Origin of the sequence: Frigoribacterium sp. Leaf415 (assembly GCF_001424645.1) — a bacterium.
In the GTDB taxonomy this organism is placed as follows: domain Bacteria; phylum Actinomycetota; class Actinomycetes; order Actinomycetales; family Microbacteriaceae; genus Frigoribacterium.
In genome coordinates this window covers 1,640,655-1,667,141 of the sequence record NZ_LMQR01000001.1, presented here as the reverse complement: position 1 = coordinate 1,667,141, position 26,487 = coordinate 1,640,655, and the positions used below count along the sequence as shown (strand labels likewise).

Annotated in this window: 21 protein-coding genes; 9 read left to right on the top strand and 12 right to left on the bottom strand. The window is 71.6% G+C overall.

Annotated features, from left to right (window positions below; all coding sequences use genetic code 11):
* Nucleotides 1–1,281 carry an ATP-dependent Clp protease ATP-binding subunit ClpX gene (gene clpX, locus ASG28_RS07635; protein WP_043597039.1) on the top strand — a complete coding sequence of 427 codons (1,281 nt, stop codon included), beginning with the start codon at nt 1–3 and terminating at the stop codon, nt 1,279–1,281.
* 77 nt (nt 1,282–1,358) lie between these two features.
* On the opposite strand, the gene ASG28_RS07630 is transcribed toward clpX, so the two are convergent.
* Nucleotides 1,359–3,386 carry a M3 family metallopeptidase gene (locus ASG28_RS07630; protein WP_055973725.1) on the bottom strand — a complete coding sequence of 676 codons (2,028 nt, stop codon included), beginning with the start codon at nt 3,384–3,386 and terminating at the stop codon, nt 1,359–1,361.
* Nucleotides 3,387–3,420: 34 nt separating this feature from the next.
* On the opposite strand from ASG28_RS07630, the gene ASG28_RS07625 reads away from it, so the two are divergent.
* The gene (locus tag ASG28_RS07625) at nt 3,421–4,239 is read left to right on the top strand and encodes a methyltransferase domain-containing protein (protein WP_055973722.1); all 819 of its coding nucleotides are present in this window, start codon (nt 3,421–3,423) and stop codon (nt 4,237–4,239) included.
* A gap of 95 nt (nt 4,240–4,334) precedes the next feature.
* Here ASG28_RS07625 and ASG28_RS07620 read toward each other — a convergent pair whose 3' ends face one another.
* Together ASG28_RS07620 and valS are read right to left on the bottom strand one after the other, a co-directional pair.
* On the bottom strand, nt 4,335–4,592 hold the full coding sequence (locus ASG28_RS07620; protein ID WP_055973718.1) for a hypothetical protein: 258 nt from the start codon (nt 4,590–4,592) through the stop codon (nt 4,335–4,337).
* Nucleotides 4,592–7,237, bottom strand: a complete 2,646-nt coding sequence (gene valS, locus ASG28_RS07615) for a valine--tRNA ligase (RefSeq protein ID WP_082454495.1) — start codon at nt 7,235–7,237, stop codon at nt 4,592–4,594. Before valS ends, ASG28_RS07620 begins: the two co-directional genes overlap by 1 nt.
* 258 nt (nt 7,238–7,495) lie before the next feature.
* Between valS and proP the strand changes: the two genes are divergently transcribed.
* The gene (gene proP, locus ASG28_RS07610) at nt 7,496–9,031 is read left to right on the top strand and encodes a glycine betaine/L-proline transporter ProP (RefSeq protein WP_055973713.1); all 1,536 of its coding nucleotides are present in this window, start codon (nt 7,496–7,498) and stop codon (nt 9,029–9,031) included.
* A gap of 110 nt (nt 9,032–9,141) precedes the next feature.
* On the opposite strand, the gene ASG28_RS07605 is transcribed toward proP, so the two are convergent.
* The 4 genes from ASG28_RS07605 to ASG28_RS07590 are packed head-to-tail and all read right to left on the bottom strand — an operon-like array spanning nt 9,142 to nt 14,354.
* Nucleotides 9,142–10,872, bottom strand: a complete 1,731-nt coding sequence (locus ASG28_RS07605) for a dipeptide ABC transporter ATP-binding protein (protein WP_082454494.1) — start codon at nt 10,870–10,872, stop codon at nt 9,142–9,144.
* Nucleotides 10,869–11,765 carry an ABC transporter permease gene (locus ASG28_RS07600; RefSeq protein ID WP_055973710.1) on the bottom strand — a complete coding sequence of 299 codons (897 nt, stop codon included), beginning with the start codon at nt 11,763–11,765 and terminating at the stop codon, nt 10,869–10,871. Before ASG28_RS07600 ends, ASG28_RS07605 begins: the two co-directional genes overlap by 4 nt.
* Nucleotides 11,762–12,712, bottom strand: a complete 951-nt coding sequence (locus ASG28_RS07595) for an ABC transporter permease (protein WP_055973707.1) — start codon at nt 12,710–12,712, stop codon at nt 11,762–11,764. The genes ASG28_RS07600 and ASG28_RS07595 overlap by 4 nt, the downstream gene beginning before the upstream one ends.
* 4 nt (nt 12,713–12,716) lie before the next feature.
* The gene (locus tag ASG28_RS07590) at nt 12,717–14,354 is read right to left on the bottom strand and encodes an ABC transporter substrate-binding protein (RefSeq protein ID WP_055973703.1); all 1,638 of its coding nucleotides are present in this window, start codon (nt 14,352–14,354) and stop codon (nt 12,717–12,719) included.
* A 122-nt stretch (nt 14,355–14,476) separates the two neighbouring features.
* Here ASG28_RS07590 and ASG28_RS07585 point away from each other — a divergent pair, with 122 nt between their 5' ends.
* On the top strand, nt 14,477–15,109 hold the full coding sequence (locus tag ASG28_RS07585; RefSeq protein WP_055977182.1) for a TetR/AcrR family transcriptional regulator: 633 nt from the start codon (nt 14,477–14,479) through the stop codon (nt 15,107–15,109).
* Here the strand turns inward: ASG28_RS07585 and ASG28_RS07580 are convergent.
* Nucleotides 15,106–15,615: a GtrA family protein gene (locus ASG28_RS07580; protein ID WP_054145965.1), complete on the bottom strand. Its 510-nt coding sequence runs from the start codon at nt 15,613–15,615 to the stop codon at nt 15,106–15,108. The two genes, ASG28_RS07585 and ASG28_RS07580, sit on opposite strands and share 4 nt — an antisense overlap.
* A gap of 286 nt (nt 15,616–15,901) precedes the next feature.
* Here ASG28_RS07580 and ASG28_RS07575 point away from each other — a divergent pair, with 286 nt between their 5' ends.
* Entirely contained in the window at nt 15,902–17,482 is a 1,581-nt protein-coding gene (locus tag ASG28_RS07575) for an LPXTG cell wall anchor domain-containing protein (RefSeq protein WP_055973699.1), read from the top strand.
* A gap of 18 nt (nt 17,483–17,500) precedes the next feature.
* On the opposite strand, the gene ASG28_RS07570 is transcribed toward ASG28_RS07575, so the two are convergent.
* Nucleotides 17,501–18,481: a cation diffusion facilitator family transporter gene (locus tag ASG28_RS07570; protein WP_055973696.1), complete on the bottom strand. Its 981-nt coding sequence runs from the start codon at nt 18,479–18,481 to the stop codon at nt 17,501–17,503.
* Nucleotides 18,482–18,807: 326 nt separating this feature from the next.
* Here ASG28_RS07570 and ileS point away from each other — a divergent pair, with 326 nt between their 5' ends.
* The 4 genes from ileS (at nt 18,808) to ndk (ending at nt 24,422) form a co-directional block, all read left to right on the top strand.
* Nucleotides 18,808–22,101, top strand: coding sequence for an isoleucine--tRNA ligase (gene ileS, locus ASG28_RS07565; RefSeq protein WP_055973693.1), 3,294 nt, complete (start codon nt 18,808–18,810; stop codon nt 22,099–22,101).
* Nucleotides 22,098–23,504, top strand: coding sequence for a bifunctional folylpolyglutamate synthase/dihydrofolate synthase (locus ASG28_RS07560; RefSeq protein ID WP_082454491.1), 1,407 nt, complete (start codon nt 22,098–22,100; stop codon nt 23,502–23,504). The genes ileS and ASG28_RS07560 overlap by 4 nt, the downstream gene beginning before the upstream one ends.
* Nucleotides 23,501–23,935: a DUF4233 domain-containing protein gene (locus ASG28_RS07555; protein ID WP_157485671.1), complete on the top strand. Its 435-nt coding sequence runs from the start codon at nt 23,501–23,503 to the stop codon at nt 23,933–23,935. The genes ASG28_RS07560 and ASG28_RS07555 overlap by 4 nt, the downstream gene beginning before the upstream one ends.
* Before the next feature lie 70 nt (nt 23,936–24,005).
* Nucleotides 24,006–24,422, top strand: coding sequence for a nucleoside-diphosphate kinase (gene ndk, locus ASG28_RS07550; RefSeq protein ID WP_055973686.1), 417 nt, complete (start codon nt 24,006–24,008; stop codon nt 24,420–24,422).
* 93 nt (nt 24,423–24,515) lie between these two features.
* On the opposite strand, the gene ASG28_RS07545 is transcribed toward ndk, so the two are convergent.
* The 3 genes from ASG28_RS07545 to ASG28_RS07535 all read right to left on the bottom strand — a co-directional run bounded on the left by ASG28_RS07545 (nt 24,516) and on the right by ASG28_RS07535 (nt 26,485).
* Nucleotides 24,516–25,439 carry a DsbA family protein gene (locus tag ASG28_RS07545; RefSeq protein WP_055973682.1) on the bottom strand — a complete coding sequence of 308 codons (924 nt, stop codon included), beginning with the start codon at nt 25,437–25,439 and terminating at the stop codon, nt 24,516–24,518.
* A gap of 127 nt (nt 25,440–25,566) precedes the next feature.
* The gene (locus tag ASG28_RS07540; RefSeq protein ID WP_231567181.1) at nt 25,567–26,196 is read right to left on the bottom strand and encodes a vitamin K epoxide reductase family protein; all 630 of its coding nucleotides are present in this window, start codon (nt 26,194–26,196) and stop codon (nt 25,567–25,569) included.
* 106 nt (nt 26,197–26,302) lie between these two features.
* Entirely contained in the window at nt 26,303–26,485 is a 183-nt protein-coding gene (locus ASG28_RS07535; RefSeq protein WP_043597068.1) for a hypothetical protein, read from the bottom strand.
* Between the last annotated feature and the right edge of the window lie 2 nt (nt 26,486–26,487).

Genomic DNA, 26,487 nt, shown 5'->3' with positions numbered 1-26,487 from the left:
ATGGCGCGCATAGGTGAGAGTGCCGATCTGCTCAAGTGCTCGTTCTGCGGCAAGAGCCAGAAGCAGGTCCAGCAGTTGATCGCCGGTCCCGGCGTCTACATCTGCGACGAGTGCGTCGAGCTCTGCAACGAGATCATCGAAGAGCGCCTCGCCGAGGCCGGTGACGAACCCGCGAGCGAGTTCGACCTGCCCAAGCCCCGCGAGATCTACTCGTTCCTCGAAGAGTACGTGATCGGGCAAGACGCAGCGAAGCGTGCGCTCTCGGTGGCCGTCTACAACCACTACAAGCGCATCCGTGCCGCCTCGACCCTCACGGCCGCCGAGTCACTCGCCGACGAGGTCGAGATCTCGAAGTCGAACATCCTCTTGATCGGCCCGACCGGCTGTGGCAAGACCTATCTGGCCCAGACCCTCGCCAAACGGCTCAACGTACCGTTCGCCGTCGCCGACGCCACGGCCCTCACCGAGGCCGGTTACGTCGGCGAAGACGTCGAGAACATCCTGCTCAAGCTGATCCAGGCCGCCGACTACGACGTCAAGCGGGCCGAGACCGGCATCATCTACATCGACGAGATCGACAAGATCGCCCGCAAGGCCGAGAACCCGTCGATCACGCGTGACGTCTCGGGCGAGGGCGTGCAACAGGCGCTGCTCAAGATCCTCGAGGGCACCGTCGCCTCGGTGCCGCCGCAGGGTGGCCGCAAGCACCCCCACCAAGAGTTCATCCAGGTCGACACGACCAACGTGCTCTTCATCGTCGCCGGGGCGTTCGCCGGGCTCGAGGACATCATCTCGAACCGCGCCGGCAAGCGCGGCATCGGTTTCGGTGCCCCGTTGCACAGCAAAGAAGACGAAGCAGCCCTCTTCAGCGAGGTCCTGCCCGAAGACCTGCACAAGTTCGGCCTGATCCCCGAGTTCATCGGTCGTCTGCCCGTGGTGACCACGGTCACGCAGCTCGACCAGCCCGCCTTGATGCAGATCCTCACCGAGCCGAAGAACGCCCTCGTGCGGCAGTACCAGCGCATGTTCGAGATCGACGGGGTCGAGCTCGAGTTCGATCGCGGCGCTCTCGAGGCGATCGCCGACCTGGCCGTCCTGCGTCAGACCGGCGCCCGCGGGCTCCGCGCCATCCTCGAAGAGGTCCTGGGTCCGATCATGTTCGACGTGCCGTCGGACGACACCGTCGGTCGAGTCGTCATCACGCGGGCCTCGGTGCTCGAGAACGCCGCGCCCACGATCGTGCCGCGCCTCGTCGAACAGCGCACCGAGAAGTCCGCCTAGCAGCGACGTCAGAACGCCCCCGCCGGTTCGGCGGGGGCGTTCTCGCGTCAGGCGAGGCCGCGTCAGTCGACGCGGTGTCAGGCGAGGCCGCGGCGCGCGAGCAGGGGCTCGACCCGGGCGTCCCGACCACGGAAGTCGCGGTAGGCCTCGAGCGGGTCCTTCGAGCCGCCGACGCCCAGCAGGCGTGAGCGGAATCGGTCACCGTTCTCGCGGGTGAGCCCGCCGTTCTGCTCGAACCACTCGACCGTGTCGGCGTCGAGCACCTCGCTCCAGATGTACGAGTAGTAGCCGGCGTCGTAGCCGCCCGAGAAGGTGTGGGCGAAGTACGTGCTCGAGTAGCGGGTGGGGACCGACGCGAGGTCGAGGCCCACCGCGGCCAGCGCCTCCTGCTCGAACGCCTCGACGTCGGTGACCGCCGCCGCCTCGGCCGAGGACAACGCGTGCCACGCCTGGTCGAGCAGCGCCGCGGCGAGGTACTCGCTCGTCTCGAAGCCCTGGTCGAACCCCTGCGAGGCGATGAGCGCGTCGACCAGCGGCTGCGGGAGTCGCTCGCCGGTCTCGTGGTGCACGGCGTAGTTCGCGAGCACCTCGGGCCAGAGCATCCACATCTCGTTCACCTGGCTGGGGAACTCGACGAAGTCGCGGAAGACGTTCGTGCCCGAGAAGCTCGGGTAGGTCACCCGGGCGACGAGACCGTGCAGGGCGTGCCCGAACTCGTGGAAGAACGTCGTCACCTCGTCGAGCGTCAGCAGGGCCGGCCGGCCGGCGGGCGGTTTCGGCACGTTGAGGTTGTTGACCACGACCGTCGGCAGTCCGGTCAGGGCGGACTGCGAGACGAGCGGGTTCATCCAGGCACCGCCGCGCTTGCTGTCGCGCGTGTACAGGTCGAGCACGTAGAGGCCGACCTCGCCGCCGTCGGCGTCGGTCACCTCGAAGACCCGCGCCTCGGGGTGGTACGCGACCAGGTCGGGGCGCTCGGCGAACCGCAGGCCGTAGAGCAGCCCCGCGGCGAAGAAGACGCCGTCGTGCAGCACGCGCTCGGCCTCGAAGTACGGGCGCATCGCCGCCGTGTCGACGTCGTGCTTCTCGGTGCGCACCCGTTCGGCGTAGAAGGCCCAGTCCGAGGCCCGGATCTCGCGGCCGGCGACGCGCTCGAGCTCGGCCTGTTCCGCGCGCGCGTTGCGGGCGGCAGGAGGCGCGAGTCGCCCGAGCAGGTCGGCCACCGCCTCGGGGGTGCCCGCGGTCTCGCCCGCCGTGACGTAGGCGGCGTGCGACCGGAACCCGAGCAGCTCGGCCCGCTCGGCGCGCAGGCGGGCGATCTCGAGCACGAGCTCGCGGTTGTCGTGGTCGCCGCCGCGGCGTCCGCGCGAGAGCGACGCCTGCATGATCCGCTCGCGCAGTCCCTCGTCGGTGAGGCTCGCCAGGTAGGGGTGGCCGCTGAACAACACGAGGGTGATGACGTAGCGCCCCTCGAGTCCACGCTCTCGCGCTGCCTCGGCGGCGGCCGCGATCGTCCCGGCGTCGAGTCCGTCGAGTTCGGCGACGTCGTCGACCACGACGGCGAGGTCGTTCGTGTCGGCCAGCAGGTTCTTCTCGAACCGCGTGGTCAGGGTCGAGAGCCGGCCGTTGAGGTCACGCAGGCGGTCCTTGTCGTCGTCGCCGAGGGCAGCCCCCGAGCGAGTGGCCTCGGCGACGAGTCGCTCGACGAGGTAGCGCTGCTCGGCGGTCAGGTCGAGGGCGTCCCGGCGCTCGTGCACTCTGCGGAGACGGGCGAAGAGACGCGGGTCGAGGCGGATGGCGTCGGCGTGTGCCGCCAGTCGCGGAGCGAGCTCGAGTTCGAGGGCGTCGGTGGCCTCGGTCGAGTCCGACGAGGTCTTGTTGAAGAAGACGTGCTCGACGCGGGTGAGCGTGGCGCCGCTGCGTTCGAGGGCGGCGACCGTGTTCTCGAAGGTCGGCTCGTCCGGGTCGGTCGCGATGACCTCGACCTCGGCCAGCTGCTCGGCGAACCCGGCCTCGAACGCGGGGCCGTAGTCGTCGTCGGTGATGCTCGCGAACGGCGGCAGCGAGTACGGCAGCGTGCTGGGGGAGAGGAACGGGTTCGTCATCAGCCCACACTAGGAGGCGCGCTAGGGTCGCCGCATGAGCGAACGCCCCGAGACGCACGCCCGGTACACCCATGGCCACCACGAGAGCGTGCTGCGCAGCCACTCGTGGCGGACGGTCGAGAACTCGGCCGCGTACCTCGAGCCGCACCTCGTGCCCGGGGTGAGCGTCCTCGACGTCGGGTCGGGGCCGGGGACCATCACCGTCGACATCGCCGGACGCGTCGCGCCCGGTCGGGTGATCGGCATCGACGCCGCGGCCGGCATCGTCGAACAGGCGACGTCCCTCGCGGTCGAGGCCGGCCTGCACAACGTCCGCTTCGAGACCGCCGACCTGTTCGCCCTGCCGTTCGACGACGACGCGTTCGACGTCGTCCACGCGCACCAGGTGCTGCAGCACGTGGGCGACCCGGTCGCCGCCCTTCGCGAGATGCGTCGGGTGACCCGCCCCGGGGGAGTCGTGGCCGTCCGCGACGTCGACTACCACGGCTGCGTCTGGGCTCCCGAGAACCCCGGTCTCGACCGGTGGATGGACGTCTACCAGGCCGTGCACCGCGGCAACGGCGGCGAACCCGACGCCGGGAGGCGCCTCAAGGGCTGGGCGCTCGAGGCGGGCTTCGTCGACGTGGCGAGCAGCGCCTCCGTGTGGTGCTTCGCCTCGGACGAGGATCGCACCTGGTGGGGCGACAGCTGGGCGGCCCGGGCGACGGAGTCGGCGTTCTACGCCGACGCGATCGAGAAGGGTGCGGCCACGCACGACGAGCTGCACGCGATCGCCGACGCCTGGCGCACCTGGCGCGACGCCCCCGACGGCTGGTTGATCATGCCGCACGGCGAGCTGCTCGCCCGCGCCTGACGGCTGGCAGCCGCCGGCGAGTCATCGAGAAGGCACGACATGCCGCTCACCTTCGAAGGTGAGCGGCATGTCGTGACATCTCGGCCGACGTGGCGCTAGTCGTCGTCGCCCTCGGCGTCGACGGGCTCGTGGATGCGGGCCTCGCCGGTGACGGCGTCGACCCGGATGACCGTGCCGTCGTCGAGCTCGACGACGGGGCGGTGCTCGAGCCAGGTGAGCGTCCAGCGCCAGGACGTCGCGTCCACCTTCTGGTCGGCGAGTTCACGCTCGACCTGCGCGACCGCCCCGAGGACCGCGGCGGGCAGGTCGGCCGGAGCCGCGCCTCCCACGCTCCACCGCGTGCCGAGCTGCATCAGGCACCCGCCGTCGGGGCAGGAGCGGCAGCAGCGCCGGCACCGGAGCCGGACCCGGCCGCACCGGCGTCGGCCGGCATCTCGGCGAACACGATGTCACCGACCGCCAGCTCGTCGCCCTCGGCGAAGGACAGCTCGGCGATCTTGCCCACCGCCGCGAGGTCACCCGCCGCGAGCTTCACGAGCTCCAGCTGGGCCGAGGGGCCCGTGATGACGGCCGAGGCGACCGGGGTCTTCTGCGAGGCCTTGGCATCTGACTTGGCCCGCCGGACGAAGATGAGCGCCTGCCCGACGAGGCCGACGAGACCGGACGATGTCTCGCCCTCGGTGAGGCCGAGTTCGTCGACGGTCGGCCACGCGGCCCGGTGCACCGAGTCGTCGTGCGTCCAGGACCAGACCTCTTCGGTGGCGAACGGCAGGTAGGGCGCGAGCAGTCGCAGCAGGCCCTCGAGCACCGTGCGCAGCGCGAGCACGGCCGAGGCCTGCTCGGCCGGCGTGGTGGCACCGTAGGCGCGCTCCTTCACGAGCTCGAGGTAGTCGTCGCAGAACGTCCAGAAGAACTTCTCGGTCGTCTCGAGCGCCCGGGCGTGGTCGTAGCCCTCGAGTGCCTCGGTCGCGGTCTCGATCACGGCGGCGAACGACGCGAGCAGGTCGCGGTCGAGCGGCTGCGTGATCTCGAACTCGCCCGAGGGCAGCTCGAACGAGTAGACGAACTTCGCCGCGTTGAGCACCTTGATCGCCAGACGGCGGCCGATCTTGATCTGCTTCGGGTTCTGCGGGTCGAACGCCGCGTCGGTGCCCAGCCGGCTCGACGCCGCCCAGTAGCGCACCGAGTCCGAGCCGTGGTCGTCGAGCATGGCGGCCGGGGTGACCACGTTGCCCTTCGACTTCGACATCTTCTTGCGGTCGGGGTCGACGATGAAGCCAGAGATCGACGCGTTTTTCCACGGCACGGTGCCCGACTCGAGCTGCGACCGCAGCATCGTCGAGAACAGCCAGGTGCGGATGATGTCCTGCCCCTGGGGGCGCACGTCGTACGGGAACACGAGGTCGAACAGCTCGGGGTCGCGCTCCCACCCGCCGGCCAGCTGCGGGGTGAGCGACGAGGTCGCCCACGTGTCCATCACGTCGACCTCGCCGACGAAGCCGCCGGGCACGCCGCGCTGCGACTCGTCGTAGCCGGGGGCCGCCTGGGACGCCGGGTCGATGGGCAGCTGTGCCTCGGTGGGCACGATCACCTGCTCGAAGACGGGGTTGCCGTCGCCGTCGAGCGGGTACCAGACCGGGATCGGGACGCCGAAGAACCGTTGGCGCGAGATCAGCCAGTCGCCGTTGAGGCCGTTGACCCAGTTGTCGTAGCGGACGCGCATGAAGTCGGGGTGGAACGCCACCTCGCCGCCGCGCTCGAGCAGCGAACCCTTGAGCTGCTCGTCGCGGGCGCCGTTGACGATGTACCACTGGCGGGTCGAGACGATCTCGAGCGGCTTGTCGCCCTTCTCGAAGAACTTCACGGGGTGCGAGATCTTGCGGATCTCGCCCACGAGCTCGCCCGACGCGGTCAACTGCTCGACCACGGACTGTTTGGCGCTGAACACCGTCTTGCCGGCCAGCTGGGCGTAGGAGGCGCGCCCCGCCTCGGACGTGATCGCCTCGGGGGCCTCGCTGACGAAGCGGCCGTCGAAGCCGATCACGGCGCGGTTCGGCAGCTGCAGCTCGCGCCACCAGACCACGTCGTTGGTGTCGCCGAAGGTGCAGACCATGGCGATGCCGGAGCCCTTGTCGGGCTGGGCGAGGTGGTGCGCCACCACCGGCACCTCGACGTCGAACAGGGGCGAGCGCACGGTCGTGCCGAACAGAGCCTGGTAGCGCTCGTCGTCGGGGTGCGCGACGAGGGCCACGCAGGCCGGCAGCAGCTCGGGCCGCGTGGTGTCGATGAGCACGTCGCCCTGGCCGTCGGTGCGGTGGAAGGCGAGCTTGTGGTACGCCCCGGGCATCTCTTTGTCCTCGAGCTCGGCCTGGGCCACGGCCGTGCGGAACGTGACGTCCCAGAGCGTGGGCGCGTCGGCCTGGTAGGCCTCGCCGCGGGCCAGGTTGCGGAGGAAGGCCTTCTGCGCGATGGCCTGCGAGTCGTCGTCGATGGTGCGGTAGCTCTGGGTCCAGTCGACCGAGAGGCCGAGCTTCCGCCAGACGTCCTCGAACTGCTTCTCGTCCTCGACCGTGAGGCGCTCGCACAGCTCGATGAAGTTGCGACGCGAGATCGGCACCTGGTCGGCGGCCTTCGACGACTTGTTGTCGCCACCCTCGAAGGGCGGGGTGAAGTCGGCGTCGTAGGGCAGCGACGGGTCGCAGCGCACGCCGTAGAAGTTCTGCACGCGACGCTCGGTCGGCAGGCCGTTGTCGTCCCAGCCCATCGGGTAGAACACGCGCTTGCCGCGCATGCGCTCGAACCGGGCCTTGACGTCGGTGTGCGTGTAGCTGAACACGTGGCCGATGTGCAGGCTGCCCGAGGCGGTCGGCGGCGGGGTGTCGACCGAGAACACGGAGGCGCGGGTCGCGTCCGCGCGGTCGAAGCGGTAGGTGCCGTCGGCCTCCCAGACCTGACCCCAACGGGCCTCGAGTCCTTCGAGGGCGGGCTTCTCGGGCATCGCTGACGGCATGGTCTTCTCCGGTTCTGTGGACGGCACCGTGTCGGTGGGGAGGTGCCTGGTTGTGGGACTCCGACCAGTGTACGCACCCTCGCGAGGGCTCCTCGGGAACCGCCACCGCGCCTCCTGGGCGCTGCGTCCACTGCACCCCTGCGCACGCTGCACTGGTACTGACATGGCGGTTCTGCTAGGCTCGACGGGTTTTTTGCCGACGCTGGGGTCGACTGCCACCGCCCGACGACCTGGAGGCCTCAACCGATGTCAGCCAAGAAGAACGACAGCAAGACACCCGCCCGCCGGAAGCTCACCACCGACGACGTCACCGTCGTCGAAGAGGGTCTGCTCAAGCGCGCGGTCAGCGCCGCCGCCCTCGGCAACGCCATGGAGTGGTTCGACTTCGGCGTCTACGCCTACATCACGACGACGATCGCCCAGGTGTTCTTCCCGCCGGGCAACGACGCGTTGAACATCCTGTTCACCTTCGGCACCTTCACCGCCGCGTTCATCGTGCGCCCGATCGGCGGCGCGTTCTTCGGCCCGCTCGGCGACCGCATCGGACGCCAGAAGGTGCTCGCGCTCACGATGATCCTCATGGCCGCGGGGACGCTCGCCATCGGCCTCATCCCGTCGTACGCGACCATCGGGCTCTGGGCGCCCGTCCTGCTGCTGCTGGCGCGCCTCCTGCAGGGCTTCTCGACCGGTGGCGAGTACGGAGGCGCGGCCACGTTCATCGCCGAGTACTCGCCCGACAAGCGCCGCGGCTTCATGGGCTCGTGGCTCGAGTTCGGCACGCTGGCCGGCTACGTGCTCGGGGCCTCGCTGGTCACCGGTCTGCAGCTCGGCATGAGCGAGGAGGCGCTGCTCGCCTGGGGGTGGCGCATCCCGTTCCTGATCGCCGGACCGCTCGGCCTGATCGGGCTCTACCTGCGCCTCAAGCTCGAGGAGACGCCGGCGTTCCAGAAGCAGCAGGAAGAAGCCGCCGGGCGCGAGCACGTCAAGGTGCCGTTCGTGAAGCTCTTCGCCGAGAACTGGCGTGCGCTGATCGTCTGCATCGGCCTGGTGCTGGTCTTCAACGTGACCGACTACATGCTGCTGTCGTACATGCCGACCTACCTCACGAACACGCTCGGCCGCAGCGCGACCTCGGGCCTGCTGCTCGTGATCGTCGTGATGGTGCTGATGATGATCGTCATCACGTTCAGCGGGCGACTGAGCGACCGGTTCGGGCGACGCCCCGTGCTGTTCGCGGGCTGCATCGGGTTCCTGGTGCTGTCGTGGCCGGCCCTCAAGCTCGTGCAGTCCGAGAGCACGCCCCTCGTCTTCGTGGGCCTGCTGGTGCTCGGCCTGGTGCTCGTCACGTTCACGTCGACCATGCCGTCGACGCTGCCCGCGCTGTTCCCGACGATCATCCGTTACGGCGCCCTGGCCATCGCGTTCAACGTGTCGGTGTCGCTGTTCGGCGGCACCACGCCCCTGGCCACCGAGGCGCTGGTCGTCTGGGCCGAGGGGAAGAACTTCTCGTGGGCCCACGACATCCCCGCCTTCTACCTGATGGCCGCGGCCGTGATCGGCCTCGTCGCCGTGTGGTTCACGAAGGAGACCGCCAACGAGCCGTTGCTCGGCTCGGGCCCGTCGGTCGCCACCGACGACGAGGCGCGCGAGTTGGTCGAGGCCTACGCCGACGAGTCGAGCGAGGTCGCGAAGTCGGACTGGGCGCTCGAGTGGGCGCAGTCCGGACTGATCGACGTGGTCGACCCGAAGGCCGCCGAGGCCGACGCCGCCCGCCGCGGCTGACCCGGCCCGGGCCCGCCGGTCGGGCCTGCCGCCCACCCGTCCTGGCTTGAGATGTCACGACTTGCCGGGCCGGCCGGGCCAGGCTGGGCCGGGCCCGGACCCGGGCCCGGCTAGGGGCGGGCGGCGAGCAGGGCGCGGGTGTGGGCGTGCTGCGGGGCGGAGAACACCTCGTCCGTGCGGCCCTGCTCGACGATCCGGCCCTCGTGCATCACGGCGACCCGGTCGGACATGTGCTCGACGACGTCCAGGTCGTGCGAGATGAAGACGTAGGCGAGCCCGTCCTGTCGCTGCAGCTCGTCCAGCAGGTCGAGCACCTGGGCCTGCACCGAGACGTCGAGCGCCGAGACCGGCTCGTCGCAGACGATCACGCGGGGCCGCGGGGCCAGGGCACGGGCGATCGCCACCCGCTGCCGCTGGCCGCCGGACAACGTGTCGGGCCGTCGTGCCACCGTGTCGGCGTCGAGTCCGACCCGTGCCAGCAAGGCGACGACCTCGGGCTCGACGGGGCCGAGGCGCGTGCTGCGGCCGGCCGTCAGCGCGTCGGCCAGCAGGCGGCCGACCGTGAAGCGCGGGTCGAACGAGCTCGAGGGATCCTGGTAGACGGCCCCGAGGTCGCCGCGGCGGGGACGGCGATCGCGCTCGCGCGCCGGGGCCCAGGGTGTGCCGAGCAGCTCGACCGTCCCGGCGTCGGGGTCGTCGAGGCCGAGCAGCAGGCGGGCCGTGGTCGTCTTGCCCGAGCCCGACGCTCCGACGAGGCCGAGCGTCTCGCCGGCCCGCAGCGAGAGCGAGACGTCGTCCACGGCGACCCGGTCGGGCCCCCGGCGCCCCGCGAAGACGCGGCGCAGGCCCGTCGCCACGAGGACGGGACCGGCCGGGGGAGTCGCCGACGCGACCGGCGTCGACGAGCCGCGCGCGCCTCCTGGTGGGGGTGCGTCGGAGGGGACCGGCGTCGTCGACGCGGGCGCGCCTCCTGCGTCCGGGCCGTCGGGAGTCACAGGGGTGGACAGGCGCCGACCCCGCGGGGCCCCACCCGGCAGGGCGGCGAGGAGCATGCGCGTGTAGTCGGCCTGCGGCGAGTCGAGCACGGTCGCCGTGGGGCCCTGCTCGACCACGCGCCCGTCGCGCATCACGACGACGCGGTCGGCCAGCCGACGCACGACCCCGAGGTCGTGACTGATCGCGAGGACGGCCGTGCCCGCGTCGCGCAGGGCGGCGAGCCGGTCGACGACCAGGCGCTGCACCTCGGCGTCCAGGGCGGTGGTGGGCTCGTCGGCGACGATCACACCGGGCCGCAGGGCGAGGGCCGCGGCGATGAGCGCCCGTTGCCGCAGCCCGCCCGAGAGCTCGCCCGATCGCAGGCCGCGGCGCACCTCGGGGTCGGGCATGCCGACCTCGGTGAGGACCTCGAGCACACGGGCCCGACGGGCGGTCGGCGAGAGTCGCGTGTGCAGTCGCAGGGCGTCGTCGATCTCACGGCCGACCGGGCGCAGGGGGTCGAGTGAGACCAGGGCGTCCTGCAGCACGAGCCCGATGCGCGGGCCGCGCAGTCGACGCCAGCGTCGTTCGGTCAGCGTGAGCAGGTCGTCGTCGCCGAGTCGCAGGGCGTCGGCCGTCACGGTGCCGCCGGTCAGCCCGAGCAGGGCCCGGGCGGTCACGCTCTTGCCCGAGCCGGACTCGCCGACCAGGGCCACGCATTCACCGGGACGCAGCGAGAACGACACGTCGTCGACGGCGGTCACCCCGTCGAACGCGACGTGCAGGCGGTCGACGACGAGGTCGTCCGAGGAGGCGCGGTGGAGGTCACCCCGAACGGCGCCTGTCGGCGGCGGGTGCGTGCTCATCGTCGTCCTCCTCGTCCGCGTCGTGCGAGACCGCGCCCCAGCACCGTGGCCGACGCGGCCGTCACCACGACGGCCAGCCCCGGGAAGACGGTCATCCACCAGGCGACCGCGAGGTACGTGCGCCCGGCCGAGAGCATCGCGCCCCACTCGGGTGCCGGGGGCGGCGATCCCAGCCCGAGGTAGCTCAGCGACGACGCCCAGACCACGGCCTGACCGAGGCCCAGCGTGGCGAGGACGACGACGGGGGCGAGGGCGTTCGGCAGCACGTGACGCAGCAGGACGGTCGCCGGGCGGCGGCCGAGCACGGTCGCGGCCTCGACCATCGGAGACCGGCGGACGGCCGCCACCTGACTGCGGACGATGCGGGCGTACCCGGGGGCCGTCGCGAGGCCGACGGCGATCGTCGCCGGCACGGCCCCGGGCCCGGTGAACGCGATGACGACGAGCGCCAGCAGCAGGCCGGGCAGGGCGAAGAGGACCTCGAGCATGCGACTGACGCCCGCGTCGGTCGCCCGACCGACGAGGCCGCGACCGCCGAGGCCCGCCAGGACGCCGAGGGCCACACCCAGCCCGGTGCCGATCAGCGTGGCGACGAGCCCGATCGTCAGCGAGGCGCCGGCCCCGTGGACGACGCGGGTCCACACGCCTCGCCCCGACTCGTCGGTGCCGAACGGGTGCGCGGGCGACGGACCGGCGAACGCGTCGGTCGGCGACACGGCGAGCGGGTCGGCGGGGGCCAACAGGCCGGGTGCGATGGCCATCACGACGACCAGCAGGAGCAGGGCGGCCGCGACGAGTTCCGCCGGGCCGAGCGGCAGGCGCCGCCTGGCCACGCGGGACGAGGAGGCGCTGGCCGGGTCGGCGCCCCGGGGCAGGTCGGGCAGCGCGGTCATGCCGCGCGTCCTCTCGGGTCGACGGCGCGCTCGGCCAGGTCGCCGAGGGCCACCACGACGACGTAGGCGAGGGCCGAGACGAGGGCGACACCGGTCACGAGCGGGATGTCGCGCAACGTGACCGCCCCGAGCAGGGTGCGGCCGAGGCCCGGGCGGGCGAAGACCGACTCGACCACGACGGCCCCGCTGAGCAGCGAGCCGAACGCCCAACCCGACAGGGCGAGCCCGGGCAGGGCCGCGTGCCGGAGCAGGTGGCGGACGAAGAGCCCCGACGGGCCCTCGCCCCGGGCACGAGCCGAGAGGGCGAACGGAGTGGCCGCGGCGTCGAGGAGCGAGTCGCGGGTGACCTGGCCGAGGAACCCCGCGACGGGGATCGCGAGCGTGACGACCGGCAGGACGAGCCCCGCGGGAGTGCCCGTGCTCACCGGGGGCAGCAGCCCGAGCTCGGTGCTGAGGACCAGGATCAGCAGGCTGGCCAGCCAGAAGTGCGGCACGGCCGAGGCGACGACCTCGAGCCCGGACGACACCGCCGAGGCGACCCGGCCGCTGAGCGACGCCCACCAGGCCGTCGCGATCGCCAGCAGCCAGGCCACGACCAGGGCCAGCAGGGCGAGGCCGATCGTGCCCGGCAACTGGTCGAGCAGCAACCGGCCGACGTCGGTGCGCAGCGAGTACGAGGTGCCGAGGTCACCCGTCGCGAGTCGACCGAGCTGCGCGAGGTACTGGACGAGCAGCGGCTGGTCGAGGCCGTACTGCCGGCGGACCGTGTCGAGGGCCTCCGCCGACGCCTGCGACCCCGGACCGCCGAGGATCGCCTCGGCCGGGTCGCCGGGCACGAGCCGGATGGCGAAGAAGATCAGCGTCGCGACGGCCCAGAGCACGAAGACCGCACCGAGCAGGCGGCCGACGAGCCACCGACCCGCCCGTCGCCACCGCCCCGGACGCACCCGGTCAGCTCGCCTTGTACGCGTCGTACATCGTCGGCGCCTGGACCGTCGGCAGGGCACGGACGCCCTGGACGGCCGAGCGCACCAGGTAGTGGTTCTGCTGGTCGTACAGCGGCAGGACGTGCCACCCCTCGAGGATGATCTGCTGCGCCTGCTGGTAGAGGTCGGCGCGCTCGTCGGCGTCACTCGTCTCGGAGGCGCGGGTCAACAGGTCGTCGAGGGCCGGGTCGCTCGTCTGCGACAGGTTGGCGAAGTAGCCGCTCGGGGCCGGGGTGATGCCGTCGCTGTCGTAGAGGATGCGCAACACGTCGGGGCCGACCTTCGTGTACGGCGCGCTCACCAGGTCGTACTCGTTCGCGGCGAGGGCGCCGTACCAGCTCGAGAGGTCGAGGGGCTCGAGGGTGACGTCGAAGCCGAGGTCCTTCGCGCCGGCCTGGACCTGCTCGAAGAGCGACTGCTCGGCCGGGATCGACTGGTTCGTGCTCACCGGGAACGTCGCGGCGAGGCGCACGCCGTCCTTCGTCCGGTACCCGTCCGCGTCGCGGGTGGTCCACCCGGCCCGGTCGAGCAGGTCGTTCGCCGCGTCGGTGTCGACGTCGAAGAGCGACTCGTCGGAGAACGCCAGCGGCTCGACGCTCGACAGCGGGCTGTACGACCGCTTCGCCGTGCCGAAGAACAACGAGTCGATGCCCGAGTCGACGTCGACGCCGCGGATGAACGCCTCGCGGACGCTCGGGTCGTCGAAGGGCGCCTTGCCGGCGTTGAGCTCGATGCGGTTGGAGGCGCCCGGGCGCGGGGCGTCGATCTCGTCGAGCGAGTCGTCCTTCGCCGCGGCGACGAGGGTGTCGGGCTGCGCGTTGTCGATCACGTCGACCTGGCCGGCCTGCAGCGCCGCGTAGCGGGACGCCGAGTCGGGGATGAACCGCCAGACGATCTCGTCGAGGTACGCGGGCCCCTGGTGCCCGGCGTCGGCCGGCGGGGAGCTGTAGTCGTCGTTGCGGCTGAGGACGACCTGCTGCTGCTTGGTCCACGAGTCGACCACGAACGGGCCGGTGCCGACCGGCGACTCGCAGTTGACCTCTTGGCTGCGGGTCAGGGCCTCGGGTGACTCCATCGCGAGCCAGGGCTGCGAGAGGGACTCGAGGAGGGCGCTGTCGGGCTCGCTCAGGTCGAAGCGTGCCGTGCGGGCGTCGACCGCCTCGACGCCCGTGACCTTGCCGAGGGCGAGGTACCCGGTCGACGACAGCGTCGTGGGGTCTTGGAGGTGGGCGACGTTGGCCGCCACGGCGGCGGCGTCGAACGGCGTGCCGTCGGTGAAGGTCACGCCGTCCTTCAGCGTGAAGGTCCAGCTGAGGCCGTCGGAGGCCTCTTGCCAGGAGTCGGCCAGCCACGGCACGATGTCACCGTTCGCGTCCTTCGAGACGAGCGACTCGAGGTACTGCGTCGACACGAGCGCCTGCGGGTAGTTGCCGCCCACGTGGGGGTCGAGGCAGGTCGGCTCGGCGTCGCCCGAGGCGTAGGTGAGCGTGCCCCCGGAGACCGGGGTGGACGAGGCGTCGGGGTCGCCGCCGCTCGTGCAGCCGGCGAGCACGAGGCTCGCGACGGCGGTGGCGGCGATCAGGACGGGCAGGCGGCTGCGCATGGGGCTCCGGGCGTGGGGAGTGACGGGACGTCGGGTGGGATCCGCTGCCGCCGAGACGAGGACGGCATTCGTGGACCGGGTGCAACAAGTGCGCCGTCGAGTCTAGCGGCATGATGGTGGCCATGTCAGATGGACCAGGCCCGACCCGCCCTCGGCGGCCGGTCGGCCGACCCCGCCGTTCGTCCGCCGAGATGCTGGCCGACGCGGCCGCCGAGCTGTTCCTCGAGAACGGCTACGCCGGGACGACCGTCGACGACATCGCCCGCCGGGCCGGCGTGAGCCGCGGCACGTTCTTCAACTACTTCGAGGCCAAGTCCGACCTCTTCTGGCTCGACCTCGACCAGAGCCTCGCCGGACTCGGGGACCTGCTGCGCGCCTCCTCGGAGCTCTCGCCGGTCCGCGCGGTCGAGGCCGCGCTCGTGGCGCTCGCCGAGGCCCACGACCCCGAGCGCGTGCCCTGGGCGCTGACCCAGTCCGAGGCGATGGCCCTCGGCGACGACCTCGTCGCGTCGGCCGCCGTCCGGTTCGTGCGCCAGCAGGGAGCCGTCGCGTCGTACGTCGCCGAGCGCTCGGGTCGCGATCGCCCGGATCTCTCGGCCCAGGTGGTCGGATCGGCCCTGATCGCCGCCGCGGCGGCCGCGATCTCGACCTGGGCTCGAGCCGGGGTGAGGCGGGGTCCTCTGGGCCCCGTGGTGGCGGCGGCCGTGGGGCCCGTCGCGGACGGACTCGACGCCCAGGAGGCGCGCTCCGCCTAGACGGTCGGTGTCGGCGACGTCGAGGGGGACGTGGGCGACAGGACGTCGACGAGCTCGGCGCGCTTCGGGAAGACCCACTTGTTCATGGCCCAGTAGCGGAAGACCATGGCGAGCATGGTGCCGATGATCGGGCCGCTGACGAAGTCGGCGATCTCTTGCGTGGCCAGCGAGACGTTCGGCACCTCGAGGCCGAGGCCGTAGCGGGACAGGTAGGCGGGGGCCGAGTTGATGGCGACGCCGACGAGGCTGACGATCACGAACAACAGCATCTCGTGGGCGGTGTGACGCTCGCTCCGGTCGTCGAACGACCACTTCTTGTTCATCCAGTACGAGAAGACCGTCGCGACGATGATGCCCAGCGCGAGGGCGGTGACCGGATGCTGGGGGATGACGAACAGCTTGAGCCCGTAGTTGATCACCATGGTGATCACGAAGCCGATGCCCCCGACGACGAGGAACCGCGCCGCGGAGGGGTGCTCTCTGATGAGCTTGATGACTGCTTGCACTGCATCACGGTAGCCGAGAGCGTCAAGAAGTGGCTGGAAGCGACCACGGGATGCGTCACAAATCACCCCCCGAACGAGAGGGTGATCCCGCGCGACGCCGGAGGAGTGAGGCGGTCTCACACTTGCGGATGACATCTGGTCACGGCCTCATCACGGCGTGAGGAATCGTCGTCACTCTTGGCTAACGTCGTGCTCGTCGGACCGGGTCACCGGGACGACGACCGGTCGCCCCGGGGTGGGTCAGGGGCGACCGGTCCACCCTGACTCACGGAAGAGGACACCACTCATGAAGAAGACCGTGTCGACCGCCACCGCGCTGTCGACGGCCATCGTCATCGCCCTGGGGGGCATCGCACTGAGCGGACAGGCGGCACTCGCCCAGCCCGCCGTCGAGTCGGGGGGCGACCTCGCCCGACCGCAGGGAGATCCCGTCTCGGCGGACGAGGGCGACGAGGCCCGGGCTCCGGTCACCGTCACGCCGGCCCCGGAGGTGCCCGCACCTGCTGTGGAGGCAGCCGCCGCGGGCGAGGACGAGCCCACGCCGGCCGAGGAGGTGCCCGGTTCAGCCGAGGAGGTGCCCGCGTCCGAGGTGCAGGCCGACGACGAGGCCGACGACCAGGCGGCGGTCGTCGCACCTGGCACCCCTGTCGTGGAGTCACCGGCGCCCGACGCGTACGTCTCGGTCTCGACGGCGGGGGGAGCCGAGGGGGCGACCCTGCCCGTCACCGTGTCGGGCACCGGCGCGGTGGGCGCCGTCGTGACGATCACGTTCGAGCGCCTCGAAGCAGACGGGGCCTCGGCCGGTCCGGCCACGGTCGGCACCGACGACTCCGGCCGATGGACCGCGACCACGAGGCTGGCGAGCGGGGACTGGTCGGTGACGACCACCCAGCACCTCGTCGACCCCGCCGGTGAGCGCGTGAGCGAGGACTCGCCCGCGTCGGCGCCGGTGGAGTTCCGGGTCGTCGCCGTGACGCTCCCGGCACCCACGATCGACGGACCGGCGACCGGCGACCGGTTCGCGTCCGTCGGGGGAGAAGAGGCCGCCGTCACGGTGACCGGGGGTGGTGAGCCGGGCGCTCGCGTCCGACTGGCGGCCGCGGCCGAGGACGGGACCGACCTCGACTACGACGGGTCGACGTCGGTCGACGACGCCGGTCGGTGGTCCGCCACCGTCCGGGTACCCGTCGGGACCTGGACCCTCGGTGCGATCCAGGACGTCGTGGTCGACGCGGTCGTCACGCGGACGTCGCCGGGCGTCCTGGGTGGGACCTTCGTCGTCGAGGCCCGCGACCGCCTGGCGGCGCCCGTCGTCCTGTCGCCTCGGGAGGGCCACCGGTTCGAGCAGTCGACCGACGAGTCGCCCGGCTACGTCGACACCGTCTTCGAGGGCACCGGGGAGCCCGGGGCGATCCTGCTGCCGTTCTCGGGCACCCGCGCCGAGGTCGACGACTTCCTCGCGACCGTCGTGACCGAACCGAATCCGCCCTACGACTTCCCGATCGTGATCGGCGAGGACGGGACCTGGAAGATCTACGGAGCCCAGGTACCCGGTGACTACCTCTTCACGGCGGTCCAGTACGACGCGGCCTTCACCGTCCCGGTCTTCTCGGCCGGCGCGGACACGGTCGGCTACTCGGTCGGTGCGCGGGCCACGATGCCGACCGAGACCGGCGACCCGGGCGTGACGCCCGTCGTGGTGGCGACCGGTTCGGGGCTGCCGATCCGAGCCGCGAAGAACACCACGGCCCTTGCCTCCACCGGCTCGTCCGAGACGACGCCGTGGGCGGGTCTCGCCGGGATGGTGCTCGTGGGTCTCGGGGCGGCGACCGTCCTCGTCACCCGGCGCCGCGCCTCCCGGGGCTGACGCCTGAGCGGTCCGCGGTCAGCGACGAGCCGGGTCGGACGCCTTCCGGGGCGTCAGGCTCGGCTCGTCCGGTGTCGAGAGGGTGAGCACCGCTTCCTCGACGGCGTCGTGGTCCTCGAGCTGACGCTCCACGCGGCGCAGGGCGACGGCGACGTGCTCCTCGCTGTCGTCGCCCGTCATGTCGACGGCGGCGACCAGGTAGAGCCGGCCCGGTCCGACGAACTCGGTGTGCAGGTAGGTGACCCGCTCGATCTCGGGTCGGGCCAGCAGTCGTTCGAGCACGGTCGACTCGAGTTCGTCCGAGGGGCTCTCGCCGACGAGGAACCGCCGGTTGCGGTCGATCAGCACCAGCGCGACCACCCCGAGCAGCACGCCGACGGCGATCGAACCGATCGCGTCGAACACCGCCGACCCGGTGACCTGGTGCAGGAAGATGCCGAGGAAGGCGATCAGCAGGCCGATCAGGGCCGCCGCGTCCTCGGCGAACACCGCCCGTAGCGTCGAGTTCGAGCTGCGCAGCACGTGCCGCAGCGTCGGCACCCGGCGTTCGGCCGCCGAGCCGCGGGCCTGGCGGAAGGCCTGCAAGAACGAGGTGCCCTCGAGCACGAAGGCGATCGCGAGGACGACGTAGTTGATCAGATAGTTCTCCGCCTCTTCTTCGGCGGTCAACTGCGAGATGCCGTGCTGGATCGACACGACGGCGCCGACGGTGAACAGGCCGAAGGCGGCGAACATCGACCAGACGTACGTCTCCTTGCCGTAGCCGAGAGGGTGCGCGTCGTCCCGGCGCTTGACGCCGCGCTTGTCGGCGATGAAGAGGAAGACCTCGTTGCCCGTGTCCGCCCACGAGTGCGCCGACTCGGCGACCATCGACGCCGATCCCGTCAGGAAGGCGGCGACCGTCTTCGCGACGGCGATCAGCAGGTTGGCGAGGAACGCCACGATCACGGTGACCGTGCTCTCGGGCTTGGCCGGTGGGGCGGACGGGGTGGAGGACATGGCCTCGATCCTGCTCCTCGGGACGGCCTCGCGCCTCCTCGGCTCTGACGGTAGGATCGACCACGCATCGATCCGGCCATCACCGGGGAGCACCCGGAAGAAAGCGACCGGCGGGCCACGGCCCGGTGGTCGTCGGTAGAACCGGGCGGGGCAGGCCCGTCACAGCCGCAGCAGAGCGGTCGCGGTCACCGTCCGAGAGGGCGACGACGGCGGCAAGCGGGGTGGTACCGCGCCACCCGGGTCAGGCACCCGGTCGGCGTCCTCGTGGTCAGAAGGTCCCTCGGCCAGTGCAGCGGGGGCGACCCACCGCACGACCTGGAGAACCGATGACCTACCCCAAGGGTTCCGACGCCACCGGCGTCCCCGCCTCGCCGCGCTTCCCCGAGATCGAGACCGGCGTCCTCGCCTTCTGGAAGCGCGACGACACCTTCGCCGAGTCGATCCGGGCCCGCGAGGGCTGCGACGAGTGGGTCTTCTACGACGGCCCGCCGTTCGCCAACGGGCTGCCGCACTACGGCCACCTGCTGACGGGCTACGCCAAGGACGTGTTCCCGCGGTACCAGACCATGCGCGGCAAGCAGGTGCACCGACGCTTCGGCTGGGACACCCACGGGCTGCCCGCCGAGCTCGAGGCGATGCGCCAGCTCGGGCTGACCGAGAAGCACGAGATCGACGACATGGGCATCGACGTCTTCAACGCCGCCGCCCGCAAATCGGTGCTGCAGTACACCGACGAGTGGCAGCAGTACGTCACCCGCCAGGCGCGCTGGGTCGACTTCGACCACGACTACAAGACCCTGGACGTCGACTACATGGAGAGCGTCGTCTGGGCCTTCAAGCAACTGCACGACAAGGGCCTCGCGTACGAGGGCTTCCGTGTGCTGCCCTACTGCTGGCACGACCAGACGCCCCTGTCGAACCACGAGCTCCGCATGGACGACGACGTCTACAAGAACCGACAGGACCAGACGGTCACCGTCGCCTTCCCGCTCGTCGGCGCCAAGGCCGAGGCGCTCGGCCTGACCGGCGTCGAGGCGCTGGCTTGGACGACCACCCCGTGGACCCTCCCGACCAACATGGCCCTCGCCGTGGGGCCGGCCATCGACTACGTCGCCGTGCCCCACGCCCTGTTGCCGGGCGTGCGCACCGGCGACCAAGAGCTGCTGACCGGCAGCGTGTTCCTGCTCGCCGCCGACACGCTCGGCGCCTACGCGCGCGACCTGGGCTACGAGTCCGCCGAGGCCGCCCAGGCCGCCGTCACCGCGACCTTCACCGGCGCCGAGCTCGAGGGCGTCGAGTACGACCGCATCTGGGACGTCTACGCCGACACCGAGGCCTGGGGCACCGAGAACGCCTGGCGCCTGCTGGTCGCCGACTACGTCGCCACCGGCGAGGGCACCGGCATCGTGCACCAGGCCCCGGCGTACGGCGAGGACGACCAGCTGGTCTGCGCCGCCGCCGGCATCCCCGTCATCGTCTCGGTCGACGACGGGGGGCGCTTCCTGCCGATGTTCGACGAGCTGGGCGTCGCCGGCCTGCAGGTCTTCGAGGCCAACAAGCCGCTCGTGCAGCGCCTCCGCGCCGACGGTCGCCTGCTGCGCCTCGCCAGCTACGAGCACAGCTACCCGCACTGCTGGCGCTGCCGCAACCCCCTGATCTACAAGGCGGTGTCGAGCTGGTTCGTGCGCGTCACCGAGTTCCGCGACCGCATGGGCGAGCTGAACCAGCAGATCACCTGGGTGCCCGACAACGTCAAGGACGGCCAGTTCGGCAAGTGGGTCGGCAACGCCCGCGACTGGTCGATCTCGCGCAACCGCTACTGGGGCTCGCCGATCCCGGTGTGGAAGAGCGACGACCCCGCCTATCCGCGCGTCGACGTCTACGGCTCGCTGGCCGAGATGGAGGCCGACTTCGGTCGCCTCCCGACGAACGCCGACGGCGAGCCCGACCTGCACCGTCCGTACATCGACGAGCTCACCCGCCCGAACCCCGACGACCCGACCGGGCAGAGCACCATGCGCCGCATCGAGGACGTCCTCGACGTCTGGTTCGACAGCGGCTCGATGCCGTTCGCCCAGGTGCACTACCCGTTCGAGAACCAGCAGTGGTTCGACGAGCACAGCCCCGCCGACTTCATCGTCGAGTACATCGGCCAGACCCGCGGCTGGTTCTACACGCTGCACACGCTGTCCACCGCGCTGTTCGACCGTCCGGCCTTCTCGAACGTGGTCAGCCACGGCATCGTGCTCGGCTCCGACGGCCAGAAGATGTCGAAGAGCCTGCGCAACTACCCCGACGTGAGCGAGGTCTTCGACCGCGACGGGGCCGACGCCATGCGTTGGTTCCTCATGTCGAGCTCGGTGATCCGCGGCGGCAACCTCGTCGTCACCGAAGAAGGCATCCGCGAGGGCGTCCGGCAGTTCCTGCTGCCTCTCTGGAGCACCTGGTACTTCTTCTCGCTCTACGCCAACGCCGCGTCCGGAGGCGCGGGTCGTCACGCCGCCCCCGGTTACGACGCGCAGTGGCGAACCGACTCGAGCGACGTCCTCGACCGCTACCTGCTCGCGAAGACGCGCCTCCTGGTCTCCGACGTCGAGGCCGCGCTCGACGCCCTCGACACGCCGCGGGCCACCGCGACGCTGCGCGACTTCGCCGACGTGCTGACCAACTGGTACGTCCGGCGCTCGCGCGACCGGTTCTGGTCCGGCGACGACGTCGACGCGTTCGACACCCTCTTCACGGTGCTCGAGACCCTCACGCGGGTCGCGGCCCCGCTCGCCCCGCTCGTCGCGGACGAGATCTACAAGGGCCTCACCGGGGGGCGCTCGGTGCACCTGACCGACTGGCCCGACGCCTCGGCGTTCCCGGCCGACGACGCCCTCGTGGCCTCGATGGACGCCGTCCGGGCCGTCGCGTCGAGCGGCCTGGCGCTGCGCAAGGCCCAAGGTCTGCGCGTCCGTCTGCCGCTGGCCCGTCTGACGGTCGTCACGCCCGACCCGGCGGGCCTCGAGGCCTTCGCCGACATCGTGCGCGACGAACTCAACGTCAAGCAGGTCGTCGTGACCCGCCTGACCGAGGAGAGCCTCGGCGAGTACGGCGTCACCCGCAAGCTCACCGTCAACGCCCGGGCCGCCGGCCCCCGCATCGGCAAGCAGGTGCAGCAGGTCATCCCCGCGGCGAAGAAGGGCGACTGGCAGCCCGCGGGCGAGAACGTCGTCGTCGGCGGCGTCGAGCTGCTGCCGGGGGAGTTCACCCTCGAGCTGGCGGTCGCGGACGCGTCGAGCGCCCTCGCCTTCGTGGGCGACGGCGGCTTCGTGCTGCTCGACACCGCGACCACGCCCGAACTCGAGGCCGAGGGCCTGGCTCGTGACGTCGTCCGCGCCGTCCAGCAGGCCCGCAAGGTCGCCGACCTCGACGTGTCCGACCGCATCACGACGACGCTCACGACCGACGCCGTCGCGGCCGCCGCCGTCGAGGCACACCGCGAGCTGATCTCTCGCGAGACCCTGACCGCCGAGCTGATCGTCGACGTCCACGAGGGCGTCGATGACAGGCCCGAGAAGACCGTCGTCGGATCGGGCCCCGGCTCGGCCGTCGTCGTGGAGGTACGACGCGCATGACCCCCAAGAAGAACGACCGCACCGGCGAACCCGCGGACGACCGCGGGGGCGAGTTCGCGGCCGGGGCGCAGCGCGTCTCCGACGAGCTGACGGCGCGCATCGGCGAGCAGGCCCCGCAGCCCCGGCTCGAACCGACCCGGCGCGCCGTCGAGCTGCTCGGCGACCCGCAGCGGGCCTACCCGGTGATCCACCTCACGGGCACCAACGGCAAGACGTCGACCAGCCGCATGATCGAGAGCATCCTGCGGGCGCACGGCCTGCGCACCGGCTTGATGACGAGCCCGCACCTCGTGCGCCTCAACGAGCGCATCGTCGTCGACGGCGAACCGATCAGCGACGAGCGCCTGGTCGCCAACTGGGACGACATCCAGCCCTACCTGACCATGGTCGACACCGACCTCGAGGCCTCGGGCGAGCCCGCCCTGACCTTCTTCGAGGCCCTGACGGTGCTCGCCTTCGCCTGCTTCGCCGACGCCCCCGCCGACGTGGTCGTGCTCGAGGTCGGCATGGGAGGCGAATGGGACAGCACGAACGTCGCGGACGGCCAGGTCGCCGTCTTCACCCCGATCGCGCTCGACCACCAGAACCGACTCGGCTCGACCGTGGCCGAGATCGCCCGCACCAAGGCCGGCATCGTCAAGCCCACCGCCGCCGTCGTCTCGGCGTCGCAGACCCCCGAGGCGCTGGCCGAGCTCGAACGCGCCGTCGAGCTGAGCGAGGGGTCGCTCGCGGTCGAGGGCACCGCCTTCGGCGTCGAGTCGACCACCGTCGCGGTCGGCGGCCAGGTCGTCACCATCCGCGGGCTCGCCGGCCGCTACGACGACCTGCTGCTGCCGCAGTTCGGTGACCACCAGGCCCAGAACGCGGCCGTCGCGGTCGCGGCCGTCGAGTCCTTCCTCGGCGGCGGGTCGCAACCGCTCGACCACGAGGTCCTCGCCGAAGGACTCGCGAGCGCGACCTCTCCCGGTCGCCTGCAGATCGTGGCCAACGAGCCGACGATCCTGGTCGACGCCGCGCACAACCCGCACGGCGCCCGCGCCCTGGCCAAGGCGCTCGACGACTATTTCCAGTTCGGCGGCGTCGTCGCGGTGCTCAGCGTGCTGGCCGACAAGGATGCCGCGGGCATCGTCCGCGCCCTGGCGCCCACGGTCACCCAGTTCGTCGTGACCAGCTCGCAGTCCGACCGAGCGATCGACGCCGACGAGCTCGCCGCCATCGCGGTGGGCGTCGTGGGCGCGGACCGCGTCGTCGTCGAGACCGACCTCGTGGCGGCCCTCCGCACGGCGCGCGACCTGGCCGACGAGGTCGAGGGCGACGAGCCCGGCGGCGTCGTCGTGACGGGTTCGATCACGCTGGTCGGCGACGTCATCGCCCTGTCGCAGCAGCCCGAGGGTCTCTCGTGACGACCGCGCCGCCTCCTGCCGGAGGGGGAGCCGACGCCGGAGCCGGCGGGCGATCGCGTCGCCCGCGCCGACGTCGCGGAGCGGCGGAGAGCTTGCTCTCGATCGTCCTCGTGCTCGAGGCCATGACGCTGTTCTTCGTCACCCTCGTCGTCTTCGGGCGGCAGTTGCTGCCCGCCGGCGTCGCCTGGGGCGGAGGCCTCGGCGCGATCGTGCTGACGCTGATCGTCTCGCAGACCCTGCGCTGGCGCTGGGGCGTCGCCCTCGGCTGGCTCGTCCAGCTCGGCCTGGTGGCCTGCGGGTTCCTCGACCCGGTCATGTTCGTCGTGGCCGCCCTGTTCGTCGCGATCTGGACCTACTGCCTCGTCAAGGGCACGCAGCTCGACCGCATGAACGCCGCCCGGCTGCGCGACGCCCCCGGCGACGGGGCCTGAGCCGAGACCCACCGACCCGTTCGCCGGGCGTCCGCCCACGAGCCACCCGCCACCCACCGAAAGAGGAGCAATGTCCGATCTCGAAGAAACCCTCGTCCTCGTCAAGCCCGACGGCGTCGCCCGCGGCCTGACCGGCGAGATCCTGCGCCGCATCGAGGCCAAGGGGTACTCGCTCGTCGACGTCCGCCTCGTGCAGGCCGACCGCGACCTGCTCGCGAAGCACTACGAGGAGCACGTGGGCAAGCCCTTCTACGAGCCCCTCGTCGAGTTCATGCAGAGCGGCCCGACCGTCGCGCTGCGGATCGCGGGCAACGCCGTCATCGCGGGCTTCCGCTCGCTGGCCGGCACGACCGACCCCACGACCGCGGCTCCCGGCACGATCCGGGGCGACCTCGGCCGCGACTGGGGCCTGAAGGTGCAGCAGAACCTGGTGCACGGCAGCGACAGCCCCGAGAGCGCCGCGCGCGAGCTGGCCCTCTGGTTCTGAGCCACCCGCCGGCGTGACGCCGGAGACCACCGAGCCCGCGCCTCCTGATCGACTCAGGAGGCGCGGGCTCGGTCGTGTCGACGGCTCGCGTCGTCAGGGGGTCGGCGTCGCCGTCGAGCCCTCGGTCTCGCCCGTGCTGGTGTCGTCGGTCGAGGCGCCGTTCTGCACCTCGGCGACGAACTGGGCGAAGGTGCTCGCGTCGGTCAGCGAGCCCTGGTACTGCTGGCCGTTCACCAGGACGAGCGGGGTGCTCGCGAGCTTGTCGAGCGACGAGTTCGGGATCGGGTCGTTCAGCGCCCGCTGGGTGGCCGAGGCGACCCAGTCCTCGAAGTCACCGCCCTTGATGCACGAGGGGATCTGGTCGTCGGTCGCCCCGGCACCCTGCACCAGGGTGACGAGCTCGTCGTTCGTCAGGCCCCGGGTGTTCTCTTCGGGCTGCTGCGCGAACAGGGCCGTGTTGACGTCGAGCGCCTTGTCGGGCTCGTGGTTGGCGACGCAGGCGAAGGCGTTGGCGGCCCGGGTCGAGTACCGGCTGCCCTGCGAGGCGTTGTCGAGGAACCCGATGGGGTGGATCGCCAGCGTCGCGGCGCCGCTCGACACGGCCTCGTCGAGCTGCTGGGCGTTCGTCGTGTCGAACTGGCCGCAGAACGGGCACATGTAGTCGAGGTAGACCACGATCGACGGCACGTCACCCGAGGCGCTCGGGGCCGGGGTCGGCGTCGCGTCGGCCGCGAGGGCGCCACTCGGGACGGCGGTGACCGCTCCGTTCGAGCCCTCGAGCACGAGGCCGTCGCTCGCCATGTTCGCGGGGCCGGGACCGGCCGGCTTGATCGACTGCGTGATGACGAGCGCGACGATCGCGAGGACCGCCACCACACCGACGACCAGGCCGCCCTGCAGGAGCCACTTGTTGCGTCGGCGCCGTCGGGCCTCGGCCTCACGGGTGATGCGGGCCTTCTCGCGGGCCGCCTCTCGGCGTTCCTTCTTGCTGGCGGGGGAGTCGGTGGGTGGCGTCATCAGTCCTCGTCGTGGCTCGGTGGTCGTCGGACCAGACTGGCGAGGTCGTCCTGGATTCCGCTGGGAGCACCCTGAGTGCGACGGACGGCGCCCGCGCGACCGCGCCGGGGACGAGAGGAGGCGCGGGTCACCCGAACAGCGTCGGCAGCAGCAGCGGGAACACGACGACGATGGTCGTGGCGACGACGATGTAGTTCAGCACCGGCAGCACCCACGAGTAGGGGAGGAACCGTGCCGCCGCCCGCTGGAGCGGCCCCTCGGGGACGGTGACGCCCCGAGCGGCGCCCCACACCGTGAACACCCAGAACAGCGGGATGGTGAAGAGCCAGACGAGCATGCACCACGGGCAGAGCGCACCGATGACGAACACCGTCTGCGTGAAGAGCCAGGTGACGAAGACCCAGGCGAGCAGCAGCCCGAGGTTGAACGCCAGCCAGAACCACCGGGCGAAGCGGGCGCCGGCGAGGAGGCCGAGGCCCACCGCCACGGGGGCGGCGAAGCCGATCAGGCCGAGGATCGGGTTGGGGAAGCCGAAGAGCGAGGCCTGCCAGCTGTTGATGACCGGCGAGCAGCCCACGAACGGGTTGACGTCGCAGCCGAGCGCCGCGCCCGGGTTCTCGAGCAGCCTGAACTTGTCGAGGGTGAGGGCGAAGGCGCCCACGAGGCCGCCGAGACCGGCGACGATGAGCAGCACGGCCGCGACGAACGGGGTGCGGCCGGTGGGCAGGGTCACGGCCCGAGGCGTCTCGACGGTCACGTTCAGCAGTATCGCACGGGCCGTCGGGGCGTCCACTTTGACCCCGCACCGGCGTGGGCGTGCGATAATCGAGCCAGTCGTGGGGCCCAGGCCCCGAGATCCAGGCTTACCGGGCACTGCCGGCCGTCGTCGTCACGCGAGAGATCGCGTTCTCGACCAGGTCGAGCCGAAACCGGGCCAGAGCGCAGGCGCTCATCGTCGGATGGCCAGTTCCGAACCAGCAAGGCGACACGAAGAACAGCACGTCGACGAACGACATCGAGGGCGACGACCGCAGGTCGGTCGACACCC